At 55.1% G+C, this 15057-nt stretch carries 11 protein-coding genes; 10 read left to right on the top strand and 1 reads right to left on the bottom strand.

Going from position 1 to position 15057, the window contains the following annotated elements:
- The first annotated feature begins 216 nt into the window (after positions 1 to 216).
- A complete protein-coding gene (locus tag RHM61_RS02690; protein ID WP_322249593.1) occupies positions 217 to 1563 on the top strand; it encodes an amidohydrolase family protein in 1347 nt (448 codons plus the stop codon).
- 242 nt (positions 1564 to 1805) lie between these two features.
- Complete coding sequence (locus tag RHM61_RS02685; protein ID WP_322249592.1) at positions 1806 to 3686, top strand: ABC transporter ATP-binding protein; 1881 nt, start codon at positions 1806 to 1808, stop codon at positions 3684 to 3686.
- Positions 3687 to 3697: 11 nt separating this feature from the next.
- On the opposite strand, the gene RHM61_RS02680 is transcribed toward RHM61_RS02685, so the two are convergent.
- Entirely contained in the window at positions 3698 to 4615 is a 918-nt protein-coding gene (locus tag RHM61_RS02680) for a LysR family transcriptional regulator (protein WP_322249591.1), read from the bottom strand.
- A gap of 134 nt (positions 4616 to 4749) precedes the next feature.
- Here RHM61_RS02680 and RHM61_RS02675 point away from each other — a divergent pair, with 134 nt between their 5' ends.
- The 8 genes from RHM61_RS02675 to RHM61_RS02640 all read left to right on the top strand — a co-directional run bounded on the left by RHM61_RS02675 (position 4750) and on the right by RHM61_RS02640 (position 15029).
- Positions 4750 to 5601, top strand: a complete 852-nt coding sequence (locus RHM61_RS02675) for a fumarylacetoacetate hydrolase family protein (RefSeq protein ID WP_322249590.1) — start codon at positions 4750 to 4752, stop codon at positions 5599 to 5601.
- Between the two features lie 23 nt (positions 5602 to 5624).
- A complete protein-coding gene (locus RHM61_RS02670) occupies positions 5625 to 7727 on the top strand; it encodes a hydantoinase/oxoprolinase family protein (protein ID WP_322249589.1) in 2103 nt (700 codons plus the stop codon).
- Positions 7727 to 9475 (top strand): hydantoinase B/oxoprolinase family protein, encoded by a 1749-nt coding sequence (locus tag RHM61_RS02665; RefSeq protein WP_322249588.1) that lies wholly within the window; start codon positions 7727 to 7729, stop codon positions 9473 to 9475. The genes RHM61_RS02670 and RHM61_RS02665 overlap by 1 nt, the downstream gene beginning before the upstream one ends.
- 16 nt (positions 9476 to 9491) lie before the next feature.
- The gene (locus RHM61_RS02660; RefSeq protein WP_322249587.1) at positions 9492 to 9860 is read left to right on the top strand and encodes a hypothetical protein; all 369 of its coding nucleotides are present in this window, start codon (positions 9492 to 9494) and stop codon (positions 9858 to 9860) included.
- Between the two features lie 96 nt (positions 9861 to 9956).
- A protein-coding gene (locus tag RHM61_RS02655) for an IS3 family transposase (protein WP_322247645.1) occupies positions 9957 to 11170 on the top strand; the annotation gives its coding sequence in 2 pieces (ribosomal slippage) (positions 9957 to 10233 and positions 10233 to 11170; 1215 coding nt in all).
- A 121-nt stretch (positions 11171 to 11291) separates the two neighbouring features.
- A complete protein-coding gene (locus tag RHM61_RS02650) occupies positions 11292 to 12293 on the top strand; it encodes a GTP-binding protein (protein WP_322249586.1) in 1002 nt (333 codons plus the stop codon).
- 117 nt (positions 12294 to 12410) lie between these two features.
- Positions 12411 to 13811: an MFS transporter gene (locus RHM61_RS02645; protein WP_322251027.1), complete on the top strand. Its 1401-nt coding sequence runs from the start codon at positions 12411 to 12413 to the stop codon at positions 13809 to 13811.
- Positions 13812 to 14009: 198 nt separating this feature from the next.
- A complete protein-coding gene (locus RHM61_RS02640; RefSeq protein ID WP_322249585.1) occupies positions 14010 to 15029 on the top strand; it encodes a porin in 1020 nt (339 codons plus the stop codon).
- Positions 15030 to 15057 lie beyond the last annotated feature (28 nt).

The following is a 15057-nucleotide window of genomic DNA, read 5'->3' as shown; positions in this document are numbered from 1 at the left end:
TCGTCAGCATGGCAGAAAATAAACTTGCAAATATGAACTTTTAATGACATTTCACCATCGCCTGGCCGCGCTGCTCGATATGCAGTGCTGCGCCTCGATGGAACTATTGCAGACCCCCAGGCTCAGACGAAGCAATGTGCGCGCAGCTTGCGCATTCATCGCTTACTGCTATCCTTGATTGGATGCATAGCCCACCAGCCACAAGGAGCAGCAGACATGCCATCCATCTTGAAAACATCCACAGTACGCATCATGCAGGCCGCCTGCCTGATGCTTGCTTTTACGCAAAATTCCCAGGCCGAGGCCGTGCTGTTCCAGCAAGTACGTATTTTTGATGGCACCGGCACGAGCTTGTCGGCACCATCGGATGTCTTGGTAGATGGCAAGTACATCGTCAAAATTTCGCGCACACCGCTGCAAGCGGCGGCCGGTTCGGCGACCCGCATCATCCAAGGCAAAGGGCGCACCCTGATGCCGGGCTTGATCGATGCCCACACCCATCTGATGTTTGCAACTGTGCCGCAGATGGTCTTGCTGACGGCCGATATCGGTTACATCAATGTGGCGGCAGTCAAGGCCGCCGCCGACATGTTGCAGCGCGGCTTTACCAGCGTGCGCGACTTGGGCGGACCGGTATTCGGTTTGAAACGGGGTATAGACAGTGGCTTGGTACCCGGTCCGCGGATTTGGCCCAGCGGTGCCTTCCTGTCGCAAACCGGCGGTCATGGCGATTTTCGTTTTCCCAATGAATTTCCTATCCAAGCCGGTGCTTCCTCATATGCCGAGCGAGTCGGTGCCACGGTCATTGCCGACAATGCCGACACCGTGCGCATGCGCAGCCGCGAGTTGTTGGCACTTGGGGCGACGCAACTGAAATTGATGGCCGGTGGCGGCGTTTCGTCGAGCATGGATCCGCTCGACGTGACCCAATATACGGTGGAAGAGTTGCGTGCGGCAGTCGAAGCGGCTGCTAACTGGGGCACGTATGTGACCGTGCATGCCTACACGCCGCGTGCGGTGCGCCAAGCGATCGAAGCCGGCGTTCAATGCATCGATCATGGGCAATTGCTCGATGAGGCGACGGCCCAGTTGATGGCGAAAAAAGGCATTTGGTGGAGCTTGCAGCCGTTCTTGGACGACGGCCATTCCAGCCATGCCGAAGGCTCGTCTAACCGTAAGAAAGAACTCGAAATGGTCGGCGGCACCGAACATGCTTATGCGCTGGCCAAGAAGTATCAAATCAAAACTGCCTGGGGCACCGACATACTGTTCAGCGCCCAAGCCGCAGCCAAACAAGGTCAACAATTAGTCGATATGCTGCGCTGGTATACGCCGGCGGAAGCCTTGAAAATGGCAACGGCCGACAATGCCGCCTTGCTGGCCCTGTCGGGCGCGCGCAGCCCGTATGCCGGCAAACTTGGCGTGGTGCAGGAGGGGGCCTTGGCCGATTTGTTGCTGGTTGATGGAGATCCGCTCGCCCATCTTCAGCTTGTGGCCGATCCCGGCAAGAATTTTCTTGTGATCATGAAGGATGGGCAGATTTATAAAAACAGCCTGCCTTAAATTTGTGGGGCGCGGCCAGCTTGCTGGAGTCCGCGCATTCCCACATCAAAAAATTTTTCTGTGTCCCCTCAGAACTAATTTCCAATTCAGATGACTAAGCTGGTCGTCGCGACGAAACTACTTGCTCCAAGGCAATTTCTGCGCTTCCCCTGTTACATGTAAAACATTCCACCGGCCCACTCTGCCTTCGCTGGCGCGTGGGTGCTTAAGGACGCGCAGGTAGCAGCGCGATTGGAGAATCTATGTTTGGTGTGTTTGAAAAATTAGCTCATCCCTATCCCGATGCGGAGCCGGTGCGTCCGCCCCAAAGACTATTGGCATTTCTTTGGCATTGCACTGACGGTGTGCGCCGCTATATCGCCGCGATGGCGCTGTGCAGTGCTGCCAGCGGGGCATTTGACGCTTTATTGTTCAATATGCTGGGCAGCATCGTTGACCAGTTGGCGAACATCTCGCCCGAGCGCCTTTGGATTGATGCGCGCGGGCAGCTACTTGTTCTGGCTGGGATCATGTTGGCCAGCCCGCTCTTGGTCGGCCTCGGTGCACTGCTGCGCTGGCAAACCATAGGCAGCAATATGCCGATGCGCTTACGTTGGCTGTTTCATCGCTTGATGTTGGGTCAAAGCAGTAGTTTCTATGCCAATGAATTTGCCGGACGGGTATCGGCTAAGGTCATGCAAACCGCGATGGCGGTACGCGATATTGCGTTTGTGATGGCCGATGCGCTGGTCTTTGTCAGCGTCACCTTCGTCACCATGGTGGTATTGGCCGGCGCGCTCAATACTTGGCTGCTGCTGCCGTTCTTGGTGTATATCAGTTTGTATATTTTGGCGCTGAGTTTCTTCGTACCGCGTATGACCAAAGTCTCACAAGAGCAATCTGATGCGCACTCAATGCTGACCGGCCGCATCACCGATGCGTATGCGAATATGACGACGATCAAGTTGTTTTCTCATTCGCGCCGCGAGGCGAATTATGCCAAGGTGGCGATGCAAGAATATTTGCAAACGGCTTACGGCCAAAGTCGTTTGATTACCGCCTCCGATGTGCTGCTGCATACGCTCAATATGCTGTTGATACTTGCTGTGGCCGGGTTGGCGATGCACTTGTGGACGCAAGATCAGTTGGGCGTGGGGGCGGTCGCAGCGGCAACCGCGATGGCTATTCGCGTCAATAGTTTTTCGCATTGGATGTTGTGGGAAATGGCGGCGCTGTTCGAACATGTCGGGACCGTACAGGACGGCATCAACACCTTAGCGCGGCCCAATCTTTTGCGTGACCAAGAGGACGCCGCACCCTTGCGCGTGACGCGCGGCGAGCTGCGCTTTGAGCAGGTCTGTTTTTCTTACGGCGGTACGCGGCGCGTGATTGATCAATTGTCGCTGCATATCCGTGCCGGTGAAAAAATCGGATTGGTCGGACGTTCGGGGGCAGGCAAGTCTTCCATCGTCAATATCCTGCTGCGTACTTACGATATTGAATCGGGCCGTGTGCTGATTGATGGTCAGAATATCGCGCACATCACGCAAGACAGTTTGCGTGCACAAATCGGTCTGGTGACGCAAGACAGCTCTTTGCTGCATCGCTCGGTGCGCGACAATATCATCTATGGCCGACCGGATGCCAGCGAGGCCGACATGATCGCCGCCGCCAAACGCGCAGCGGCGCATGACTTTATACTCAGTTTGGTCGACGGCGAGGGCCGCCGTGGGTATGACGCCCATGTCGGTGAACGCGGCGTGAAGCTATCGGGTGGGCAACGGCAGCGCATCGCGATTGCCCGCGTGATGCTCAAGAACGCGCCGATTTTAGTGCTCGACGAAGCCACCAGTGCGCTCGATTCGGAGGTGGAGGCAAGCATACAAACCAGCTTGGCGCAATTAATGGAGGGCAAGACCGTGCTGGCGATTGCGCATAGGCTCAGTACCATTGCGGCGATGGATAGATTGCTTGTCATCGATCGTGGTGAAATCCTTGAACAAGGTGATCACCAAACCCTGCTGGCGCGCGGCGGTCTGTATGCCAGTATGTGGTCGCGTCAGTCGGGTGGTTTTTTGGGGGAAGAGGGTGACGATGATATTCGCCCCATTTCTTCCGGGTTCCAACCAGTCCCTGGTGCCTGAAGCCATCTTGCTCAGCTGTTGATAACAGGCAGTTGATGGAGTTCAGGATGTTCAACTTCTTCAATTAATTCGATCACGGCGCGGCAGGCCAGCGTCAGTTGTACATGGCGCGACATTGCCAAGGCAATGTAGCGGCTTAATTCTGGCTCTTCCAACCGAGATGCCTGCAGTCGCAGTGCCTTGTCGGCACCTGAGATGGCGAAGGGGCCAAGTAAGGCATACATGCCGCCGCCGCCAACGAGCTGGGTTTGGAAACCCAGTGAATCGGCTTCGGCAGCGACGTTGAGCGTGATGCCACGGTCTGCTGCCAATTGATCTAAGCGGTCGCGCCATGAGTTTGGGCGGCAGAATAGTATCAGCGGCAGGTGATCGAGTGTATCGAAACGGACCGTTTCTGCACGCGTCAGCGGATCGCCATGTGGCCCGACTAGAAATGTCGGTGTCTTGGTCAAATAAATGTCGCCATTGCTGGGGACGGGGTTGTGGCGGTATAGGATTGCCAGATCCACTTCGCCACTTTCCAGCCAGGTTTCCAGCTGCGCCCCCTGGCCTTCGCGTACGATGAGCTGAACCAGCGGATAGCGTTTTTTTAATTCATGATAGAGCGTGCTTGCCAAGGGATGCGAGGTGGATGGCAAGACGCCGATACGTACCGTACCCACCGGCGTACCGGCCGTGGCACGGATATCGTTTTCCAGTTGTTCAGTCTGCGTGATCCAGACGCGCACGCGTGGCGCGATACGCCGCCCCAATTCCGTCAACACCATGCCACGCCCAGTCCGTTGGAATAAGCGCCCACCGCACTCACGTTCCAGTTCGCTGATCTGCCGACTGATGTGAGGCTGTGTCGTGCCATAGGCAAACGCCGCTTTGGTCAGACTGCCCAGTTCACTGACATCGACAAACAACTTCCATGCTGAGTAGTTCATGCACTCTCCAGTTATGTAATATTTAGTATAGCTGAAATGTCTGATACCTGTCTTCTCGCATATCATGGCATGGCCTACACTTTGCTGAAATGCTGGTTAAGCCAGCCCCCCTTCGAAAACCAAGGAGACATGCAATGAAGTTAGTCGCATATGAATACAATGGGCAAGCCGTCTATGGCGTCTTGTCCGGCCAACAAATTATCGAACTCGATGCCAGCCTGCTGGCCCGGTATCCGGACATCCGCGCGGTACTCGATGCACAAGCCTTACCGGACGTTGCGGCCGCTGTTGCTGGTAAAGCGGCGACCTTGTCGTTATCAGATGTCCAACTGCTGCCACCGCTGAGTAACCCGCGTAAAATCTTTTGCGTCGGACTCAATTACAAGTCACATGTCGCCGAGACCAAGCGTCCGGACGCGCCTTATCCGGCAATTTTTCTACGCTTTGCCGATACCCTCATCGCCGACGGTGCGCCCTTGTGTTTTCCTTTCTCCAAGTCGCATATGTTCGATTACGAAGGGGAGCTGGCGCTGGTGATTGGTAAAGGTGGCAGCGACATCGCCGAAGCCGATGCGCTCAGCCACATCGCCGGTTACGCTTGCTTCAACGATGGCACGGTGCGCGACTGGCAGCGCCACACTCACCAATGGACACCGGGAAAAAACTTTGCTCACACCGGTGCGTTTGGACCCGCGCTGGTGACGGCGGACGACATCGCCGATATCACCCGTGTTGAGCTGACTACGCGGCTCAATGGCGAAGTGGTCCAGCAAGCGCCGCTGTCCGATTTGATCTTCTCCTTGCCAGTCATCATCGCCTACCTGTCCCGTTTCACTACATTGAGTCCAGGCGACATCATCGCCACGGGTACACCGGGTGGCGTTGGTGATCGTCGTGAACCGCCGCTGTATTTGAAGCAGGGTGATGTCGTCGAAGTGGAAATTACAGAAATCGGCAAATTGCGCAATGTCGTTGAGGCCATTTAAAAAAATCAATTGGAGTCAAAAATATGATGAACCCTAACAAATCGAGTCAGCGCAGTACCGGTCATCTGCGGATCGCGGTGGATATCGGCGGTACCTTTACCGACTTGGCGATACTCAATGAACAAACCGGTGAACTGTCGTTTGGTAAGGCACTGTCTACCCATGGTCAACTGGTCGATGGTATTCAGAATACCTTGGACAGTGCCGGTGCCCATGTCGAAAATGGCGGCCTGTTTCTGCATGGATCGACGATCGTGATCAATACTCTGCTGGAGCGCAACGGTGCTAAAACTGCGCTGCTGATCACCCAAGGCTTCCGTGATATCTATGAGATCGGTCGGGTCAATCGCCCCGACGCTTACAATCTGTTTTTCTCCAAGCACGAGCCGCTGATACCTCGCTCGTTGCGCTATGAAGTACCCGAGCGCCTGCTGGCCGACGGCAGCATCTACCAGGCCCTCGATGAAGACCGAGTACGCGCTCTGGCACGCGAACTCAAGGAGCAAGGGGTTGAGGCGGTCGCGATTCTGCTGCTGCATTCGTATCGTAATCCGGCACACGAAATTCGCGTGCGCGAAATCGTGCGTGAAGAAATGCCTGGCGTGTTCGTCACCGCTTCGCACGAATTGTCGCAAGAGTACCGTGAGTTCGAGCGCGTCTCTACCGTTGCCGCCAATGCCTATGTCGGACCGCGGGTGTCGGCTTATCTCGGTGAATTGGAGTCGCACTTGACTCAGCAAGGATTCCCAGGCGATTTTTATGCCGTGCAATCGACCGGCGGATTGTTCCCGCTCGACCATGCGCGCCGCGAATGTGTACGCATGCTTGAATCGGGGCCGGCGGCCGGAGTGATCGGTGCCCAAGCCATCTGCGCGCAACTTGGTTTGGGTGATGCCATTGCCTTTGATATGGGCGGCACTACCGCCAAGGCTGGCGTGATCAGCGAGGGCAAGCCACTGACCAGCAGCAGCGCGCTGATCGGCGGTTATGAAAAGGCCTTGCCGATTCAGATACCGATGATAGACATCTTCGAAGTCGGCACCGGCGGCGGTAGTATTGCCCGGTTGGAAGTGGGTAATGCGCTGCGTGTCGGGCCGCAGAGTGCCGGATCAATACCTGGCCCAGCGTGCTATCGCCGCGGCGGTACCGAGCCGACTGTCACCGATGCCAACCTCTTGCTCGGCCGCTTGGATGAAAATAATTTTCTTGGTGGCGAAATGCTGCTCGATAAAGCGGCTGCCACGCATGCCATGAACGAACGCATAGGCAAGCCGCTCGAGCTCGATCCGATCAAGGCCGCCGACGGTATCTTGCGCATCGCTGTTACGGCCATGTCGCATGCGGTCAAGGCCGTCACCACCGAGCGCGGACTCGACGCCGGACGTTTCACCATGGTGGTCTATGGCGGTGCGGGTCCCTTGCATGCTTCGGCCATTGCGCGTGAACTGGGGATTCGTAAGGTACTCATTCCTTACGCGCCGGGCTACTTCTCGGCCTACGGTATGCTGTTTTCTGATCTGCGTTACGACTATGTCCGCTCGGTATTTCGCAAGCTCGACGACGTCTCTTTCGAGGATATCGAAGCGATCTACGCGGAAATGGAAGCCGAGGGGCGTGCCGCCTTAGCGCAGTCTGCCGTTACGCCGGAAGCCATCGTGATCGAACGCGCCGCTGATATGCGTTACGTTGGCCAAGAACACGCGGTGGCGGTTGAATTGGAGACCGCCTATTTTGCGCGGCAAGATCGCGATGCCATTAAACAGCGCTTTGATGCGGTACATGCAGTTCGTTATGGTATCTCCGCGCCGGCTGAGCCGGCCGATCTGGTCAGTCTGCGAGTGACGGTGTTAGGTGTCATGCGCAAGCCGCCGCGCCATACCGTTGAAGAGGGTGGTATCACGCCGCCGGACGAGGCGCTGCGCACCTGTAAGCCAGTCTACTTCCGCTCGGCGCAGGCCTTTGTCGCTACCAATGTCTACAAACGTCATTTGCTGCGTAGCGGGAACCGCATCGATGGGCCGGCGTTGATCGAGGAGCACGCTTCAACCACGGTGATACAACCGGGTGATCATGCCATAGTCGACGTGTGCGGCAACTTGCAAATAACTATCGGGAGCGAATTATAATGAAAGCCACACCAGCAGTCGACGCTGTAACCGTCGAAATTATCCGCAACGGTCTGATCGCCGTGACGGAAGAAATGAAGTCTAACCTGACTCGCACCGCCTACAATCTGATTATCTACGAAGCACTCGACTTTACCGTCGGCTTATTTACGGTCAACGGTGATTCGATCTCGATCGGCCTCGGCTTGCCAATGTTCATCCGTGGCATGAGTGAGACGGTCAAGGCTAAGATACGTCATTTTGGATTGGAAAATATTAAGCCCGGCGATATCCTCGTCACCAATGACGCGTACATCACCGGCAGCCATTTGAACCATTTCACCTTCACCATGCCGGTCTACCACGACAGCCAACTGATCGGCTTTACCTGCTGTATGGCGCACTGGTTGGATGTCGGCGGTACCTTGGGTCAGATCACTACGGATATCTATTCCGAGGGGATCCAGATTCCTATCGTCAAATATCGTAAGGAAGGTATCGTCAATCAAGATTTACTCGATATCATCGCCATGAACGTACGCCTGTCGGAACGCGCCATGGGCGATCTGCGCGCACAAATTACCGCCATCACGACCGGTGAGCGGCGCTATTTGGATCTGGTGCAGCGTTATGGTTGGTCGGCGGTAACGGCTTCGGTACAGCAGATCATGGACCATTCAGAGGCACTGGCTAGGGCGAACACGCGGACCATTCCGGATGGCGTGTATGAGGCCGAATCGTTTATGGATGATGATGGTCTCGAAGTCGGTAAGCGCATTCCTATCCGGGTCAAGGTGATCGTTCAGGGTGATGAAATGACGGTCGACTTCACCGATGTGGCCAAGCAGGTACGTGGTTTCTACAATTCAGGTTTCAGTACTGGTATCGCTTGCGCACAGGTTGCCTACAAATGCCTGACTACGCCGACCGATTATCCGGTGAATGACGGCAGCTTCCGCTCCTTGAAGGTGATTATGCCGATGGGAACCGTGATCAGTGCCGAGCGGCCGTTCCCGATGCGGGTCTGGATGACCTTCCCGATGACGGTCATCGATACGATTTTCAAGGCCTTGGCATCAGCGATTCCTGCACGTGCCATTGCTGGTCACCATGCCGACTTGGTGTTCCCCAACATTCACGGGATTTCGCCCGAGGATGGCCGGTTATTTATTGTCGGTATCGGCCCGCTTGGCGGTGGCTGGGGTGCAAAGGCGCGCGAGGATGGAGTCTCTGCAACGGTCTGCATTAACGATGGCGATACCCATAACAGTCCTACCGAACAATTGGAATCGAAATATCCGGTGCTGGTGGAAAGTTATCGCTTGCGTCAGGACAGTGCCGGTCCAGGGCGTCAGCGCGGTGGCTTGGGTGCAGAAATGGTCGTACAAGCCTTGTCACCGTTTGCCGTCACCACCCGTATCGATCGGGTTCACTGCAAGCCATGGGGGCTAGATGGAGGCAGTGAAGCGGCCGGCAACGGCATAGGAATTCGGCGCAACGGCGTATGGGATGAAGAGCTGCCCAACGCCAAGATTTTCAATGTCCGCCTTGCCCGTGGCGATGCTTACAAGATGCTCTCTGGCGGTGGTGGTGGCTTTGGCGCCGCTGCTGAGCGTGACCCGGAGTTGGTGGCTCACGATGTCCGCGAAGGCTACGTCAGCACGCTGCAAGCCGAACAGGCATATCGGGTAGCGCTGACCGCGGATGGTCAGGTGGATGCCGCAGCCACAGAGCGTCTGCGCGCGCTCGAACCGTCTGCCACGGTCTGAGATCATGGAACTTGCCATGAGCACCGGAGTAGCCTGCATTGCGCAGGAATTGCTCGATATCTGGCAACGCTTGTCTAGCCAGCACGTCGCCTTGGCGACGGGCTGCGCCTGTGGCATCGGTGGTGTTACCCTGCGGCTGCAGGATTTCGAGCAGGATATCGCCGATTACCTGTTGGCGCAGGCTCAACGCGCTCAGCGCAGCGACGTCAGCACTTTTTTACGCCGCCATGGCGTCGATGCGGACGGCGCTGCCTGGCATCTCGGCATTCTGTTAGCTGCGCTGATGGATACTGGCGTGACCATGTGCCTAGATCCCGACGTGGCGGAGTTTATCCTGTCCAGACTGGGAAAGACCTTGCGCTCGTTTGCGAAACTACACGGCTAGAAGGAAGATGATATGGAACACGGGAATGCTATAGTGGATCCACATATCCGGACAACAGTTTAAACTAGTGTCTGTCGAAAAGAGACGAGGCAGACCATGAGTGAAAATAAGAGAAAAATATTTAGCGGCGCACAAAAAGCCAAGGTAGCAGTTGAGGCAATCAAAGGCGAAAAGACGATCAATCAGATCGCCCAAGAGTTCGGGGTGCATCCGACGCAGGTTAGCCAGTGGAAGAAAGAATTACTGGAAAATGCAGGCAGTCTGTTTGAAGGTAAGCGCGGTCCGAAACCGGCCAGCACACAGAACGACCCAGACCGTCTCTATGCCAAAATTGGGCAACTGAATATGGAACTCGATTGGCTTAAAAAAAAGTCAGGGATCAGCCTGTAACGGAACGATTGCAGTGGGTAGAGCCGCTCTCTGCCCTTTCAATCGCCACACAATGCCGTCTCGTTTCAGTCACGCGCTCGGTCGTGTACGACAAGAAAAAGCGCTTGCAAGAAGAGATCAATCCGTTTGATAGTTTGCTGTTGCAATTGCTTGACGAGGAATACACCAGACATCCATTTTACGGCACGCGACGCATGACGCATTACTTGCGAGACTGTGGCCATGCAGTGAACCGCAAGCGCGTACAGAGGCTGATGCAGCAACTGGGATTGGCAGGTATGGCCCCAGGCCCCAACACCAGTAAAGCGCATCCGCAGAACAAGATTTACCCGTACTTACTGAGAGGTATCGATGTCACTCGACCAAATATGGTCTGGAGTACAGACATCACATTCATCAGGCTGCCGCGGGGTTTTGTGTATCTGGTGGCGATCGTTGACTGGTATAGCCGGAAGGTGCTGTCTTGGCGGTTGTCGAACACGATGGATGCGGGGTTTTGCGTGGACTGCTTGGAAGAAGCCATAAAATGGTATGGAACGCCGGAGATTTTTAATACCGATCAGGGTGCGCAGTTTACCAGCCAGGCCTTTACTGGGCTGCTGCTTAGAAACGGCATCAAAATCAGTATGGACGGTCGCGGTCGGGCGTTGGATAATATTTTTGTTGAGCGTCTATGGCGCAGTGTGAAATATGAAGAAGTGTATTTGAAAAAGCATGAAAGTATGCCGGAGTTGGTGATCGGCTTGGCGAACTATTTTATGTTCTACAACGCTGAACGTAAACATCAATCATTGGGTTATCAAACGCCGGAAACCGTGTATCGATCAGGCGTGGGCGGCGGTGCCAAGATCGTAAACAAATTTGGTACTGAACTGCCTGATTCAAAAATGATAGAAAAGAAAAGCACGGTAGTGATGTAGTGCGAATAACGGGGCAGCGCCGCGCAGCTGTGGCAGAAACAGGCACTATCTTAAACTCTTTGAATAATTGTCTGGACTTAGGGGGCCACTTTATGCGCAGAGCAGACCAGCAAGCTTGCCAGTGACTGTTTTAAGCGGATTTCTTGGCAGTGGCAAGACGACCTTGCTGTCTCATATACTGCGCGATCCGGCTTATGCTCGTACGGCGGTGATTATTAACGAGTTCGGCGAAGTCGGTCTCGATCATGAATTGCTGGAGCAGGCCCATGAGGAATTGGTATTGCTCGCCAATGGCTGCGTGTGTTGCACAGTGCGCGGAGATTTACTCGAGGCGATGCAGCGATTGCGCACCGCCGGCAGCGCGATGGGCATTGATCGGGTGCTGTTGGAAACCACTGGTTTGGCAGACCCGACGCCGATCCTGCACACGCTCATGGCCGACTCGACATTGGCTCAATATTTTCATTTCGACCGTTTGATCACCACGGTTGATGCGGTCAATGCCATGTCTACCCTTGATCAGCACGTGCTCGCGGTAAATCAGGTGGCACTGGCGGATCAATTGGTATTAACCAAGAGTGATTTGCTCACGCCGGCAGAGTTACAAATAGTAGAACAGCGCCTGCGGCGGCTGAATCACGCTGCGCCCTTGAACCTCGTCACGCATGGGAATATTCCTGTGAAAATTCTGTTCGGTGACACTCCGCTTCAGAAGCACAGCGAAGTTGATGCTCACGTCGCTCAGCATCAGGTTCTTGGCATAGTACCGGTCCACGGGCACTCCGATTCTGATTCCCATGTCCACGAACATACACATCACGACGATGGCATCCGTTCGTATGCGGTAGTTCTTGACGAGGCCGTTTCGTGGCAGGGTTTTCAGTCGTGGCTGGCGTTAATCACGGCCATGCGCGGTCCCGATCTGTTGCGTGTCAAGGGCTTGGTACAGGTGCGCGAACATCCGGAGCGACCCGTCGTGATCCATGGCGTCCAACACATCTTTCATCCAGCGCGGATATTGGATGCTTGGCCGAGCCAGGACCGACGAACGCGGCTGGTGTTCATCACGCGAGGTATTGAACAAGAGGAAATAGACGACACCCTGGCGATTTTTGCCCGTTAGTATATTACAGCCGCGTAGACGGCTTAGAAAATTAAAAATACTGGAGACCCCATGAGTATGGCACCACACGCGGCAGCACCGAATGCTGCGGCAGAACAGTTGGCATCACTTGATGCCATGCAGCTTGACAATATCCGCGCGGATGCTCGGCTTATGCGCGCAGCGGATTTATTATTCAGACTGGAGAATGTGCACCTTTGCCGCTGGCACAGCAAAGCCAGGGTGGTTATGGGTACTGCAACCTTCTTCGACGCTTTTGACGCACTGTCGCTCGCATTTGTCCTGCCGGTATTGATCGGTCTCTGGCACATTAGCCCAGCTCAGGTCGGGCTACTGATCGCGGCCGGATATTTGGGACAAGTGATCGGTGCGCTGTTCTTTGGCTGGCTGGCCGAGCGTATAGGTCGAATTCGCAGCGCTGGCATCACGATCGGACTGATGTCGGTGATGAGCATCGCCTGTGCTTTTACAGGCAGTCTGCACATGCTGTTTCTGGCGCGCTTCATACAAGGTATCGGTGTCGGCGGCGAGGTACCGGTGGCCGCGACCTACATCAATGAGCTATCACAAACAAAGGGGCGTGGCCGCTTCTTCATGCTGTACGAACTGATCTTTCCTATCGGCCTGTTAGGGGCAGCCCAGATTGGTTCTTATGTTGTTCCTCGCTATGGCTGGGAATGCATGTTTCTTGTCGGTGGTTTGCCGGGTTTGATCATTACTTATTTGATTTTCCGCTTGCCAGAGTCGCCACGCTGGCTGATCGGCCGCAGTCGCTATGCCGAGGCCGAACGCATCATCGTTGATATCGAAGCGGTTTCACCTGGACGACACATCGAGTCTACCGAGCGCGCGGCGGTTGCGCAGCGCGTCTCTGAGATCGCGCAGAGTCTGCAAAATCAAAAGAAACGTTCATGGAAGGAATTGTTCTCGCCGATTTACCGCACCCGCACCTTGGTCGTGTGGGTCTTGTGGGCCAGTGCCTACTTCATCGCCAACGGTATCAATAATTGGCTGCCCACCCTGTACAAGACGGTCTATCACTTACCGCTGCAGGAAGCACTCCACATGGCATCGCTGTCGAATGTGCTGAGTACCTGCGCCGTGGTGTGCTGCGCGCTGACAATCGATCGTATTGGACGACGTCGCTGGGCGATCGGCAGCTTCTGTGTCGCTGGTCTGCTGCTGCTCGGCTTGGTGGTGCTTGGTACGGACAACGTGATCAACGTGATGATATTGGCCTCCAGCGCTTACGCGGTGATGGGCACGACCACGGTCATGCTCTATTTGTACACGCCGGAAATCTATCCGACCAGAATGCGTGCGATAGGCACGGGGCTGGCCACCTCGTGGTTGCGGGCTGCGTCTGCCGCAGCACCCGCTATGGTTGGTGTGGTGTTGGCACGCGATGGCATTGCCACCGTTTTCTTGATGTTTGCGGCGACGACCGTGGTTGGCTTAGTCGCAGCTTGGCGGATGATAGAAACCAGCAATCGCTCGCTGGAAGAGATCTCACCGTAGACGGTAGCGTATGTAACACAGCAACAAGCCGTTCTATTCAAAGACAGATTTTTGAGCCTATCCTTAAGCCGGCTCTCGGCTAAGTGCGCCTTGTTTCGGACCAGCGGCTTGCAGTAAATCTGCTCTGTTTGTATAAAAAGAATGACGAGGCCGACAGGTCTTGTTTGAAGTGGAAATACCAATCCTTAGGAGACAAAAATGAAAATAAAATTTAATCCCAGAGTCGTCTTTTCTATTCTGGCAAGTGCGCTCACAATGACCGCCCATGCGCAATCTCAGGTCGAAATTTATGGCTTGGTGGGTGCGTATGCCGGCAGTATGAAGCGGAGTGGTGATACGGCGGCTGTTCCGCAACTCAATGGTGGCGGCTTGACGACCTCGTATTTGGGCTTTCGCGGTAAAGAGGATTTGGGTGGTAATGTAAGCGCGATTTTCTCGTTAGAGAGTTTTTTTCGTACTGATACTGGGGAGCAGGGTCGCAGCGCGACGGACCCGCTGTTTTCACGTAATGCCTGGGTAGGTATGGAAGGAGATTTCGGTCGGGTAACCATGGGGCGCCAGACTAACCCGGCCTATTCAGCGATGTCCCAGCTCAGCCCGTTTGGTACTTCGGTGGTGTTTTCGCCCTTGGTGTTGCAGACCTTTGTTGCTACCTACGGCAGCAATGTTCTTGGCGACACCGTGTGGAACAATGTGCTCCAGTACAGCGCACCCAAGTTATCTGGATTCAGTGGCACCGTACAGTATGGCTTCGGTGAAGTAGCCGGCAGCAACGGCGTGGCCAATCTCGGCCTGCATGGCAGCTATACCGACGGCAAATTCTTCGCAGCCGTGTCTGCCCAACGTTTGCGGGTGAATGTGCTCACGCCATTAGCGGCACAGCAGAAGGCCGTGCTGGCAGGTGTCAGCTATGATTTTGGTCTGCTCAAATTATCTGGCAACCTGTCGCATACTGATATTGATAAAGGTCGTTCGACCCGCACCGTGGATGCCGGCATTTCCCTACCTATCTCGGCAGTCGGATCGATATTGGCGGAAACCGCACAATCACATATTGCAACCCCAGGCGTCGCCGACCTGAGCCGTACCACATCGTCGTTCGGCTACGATCACAAATTTTCCAAACGCACCGACGTATATATTGTGTATTCACTTGATAAGCGTAGCAATGCCGCTTCCGCAGGTAGCCAAGCAATCGGCCTGCGCCATGCTTTCTGAGCAATTTTCAAGGGCTTACCTTGGACTA

The organism is Undibacterium sp. CCC3.4, assembly GCF_034347425.1.
GTDB lineage: Bacteria > Pseudomonadota > Gammaproteobacteria > Burkholderiales > Burkholderiaceae_D > Undibacterium.
The sequence above is the reverse complement of the archived record's forward strand: the minus strand, read 5'-3'. Positions and strand labels throughout refer to the sequence as shown.

Bases quoted from the DNA above. Each gene is read 5' to 3' on its own strand.
- RHM61_RS02685 (WP_322249592.1), top strand. From the start codon at position 1,806: ATGTTTGGTGTGTTTGAAAAATTAGCTCATCCCTATCCCGATGCGGAG.
- RHM61_RS02640 (WP_322249585.1), top strand. From the start codon at position 14,010: ATGAAAATAAAATTTAATCCCAGAGTCGTCTTTTCTATTCTGGCAAGT.
- RHM61_RS02660 (WP_322249587.1), top strand. From the start codon at position 9,492: ATGAGCACCGGAGTAGCCTGCATTGCGCAGGAATTGCTCGATATCTGG.
- RHM61_RS02690 (WP_322249593.1), top strand. From the start codon at position 217: ATGCCATCCATCTTGAAAACATCCACAGTACGCATCATGCAGGCCGCC.
- RHM61_RS02665 (WP_322249588.1), top strand. From the start codon at position 7,727: ATGAAAGCCACACCAGCAGTCGACGCTGTAACCGTCGAAATTATCCGC.
- RHM61_RS02675 (WP_322249590.1), top strand. From the start codon at position 4,750: ATGAAGTTAGTCGCATATGAATACAATGGGCAAGCCGTCTATGGCGTC.
- RHM61_RS02680 (WP_322249591.1), bottom strand. From the start codon at position 4,615: ATGAACTACTCAGCATGGAAGTTGTTTGTCGATGTCAGTGAACTGGGC.
- RHM61_RS02645 (WP_322251027.1), top strand. From the start codon at position 12,411: ATGCAGCTTGACAATATCCGCGCGGATGCTCGGCTTATGCGCGCAGCG.
- RHM61_RS02670 (WP_322249589.1), top strand. From the start codon at position 5,625: ATGATGAACCCTAACAAATCGAGTCAGCGCAGTACCGGTCATCTGCGG.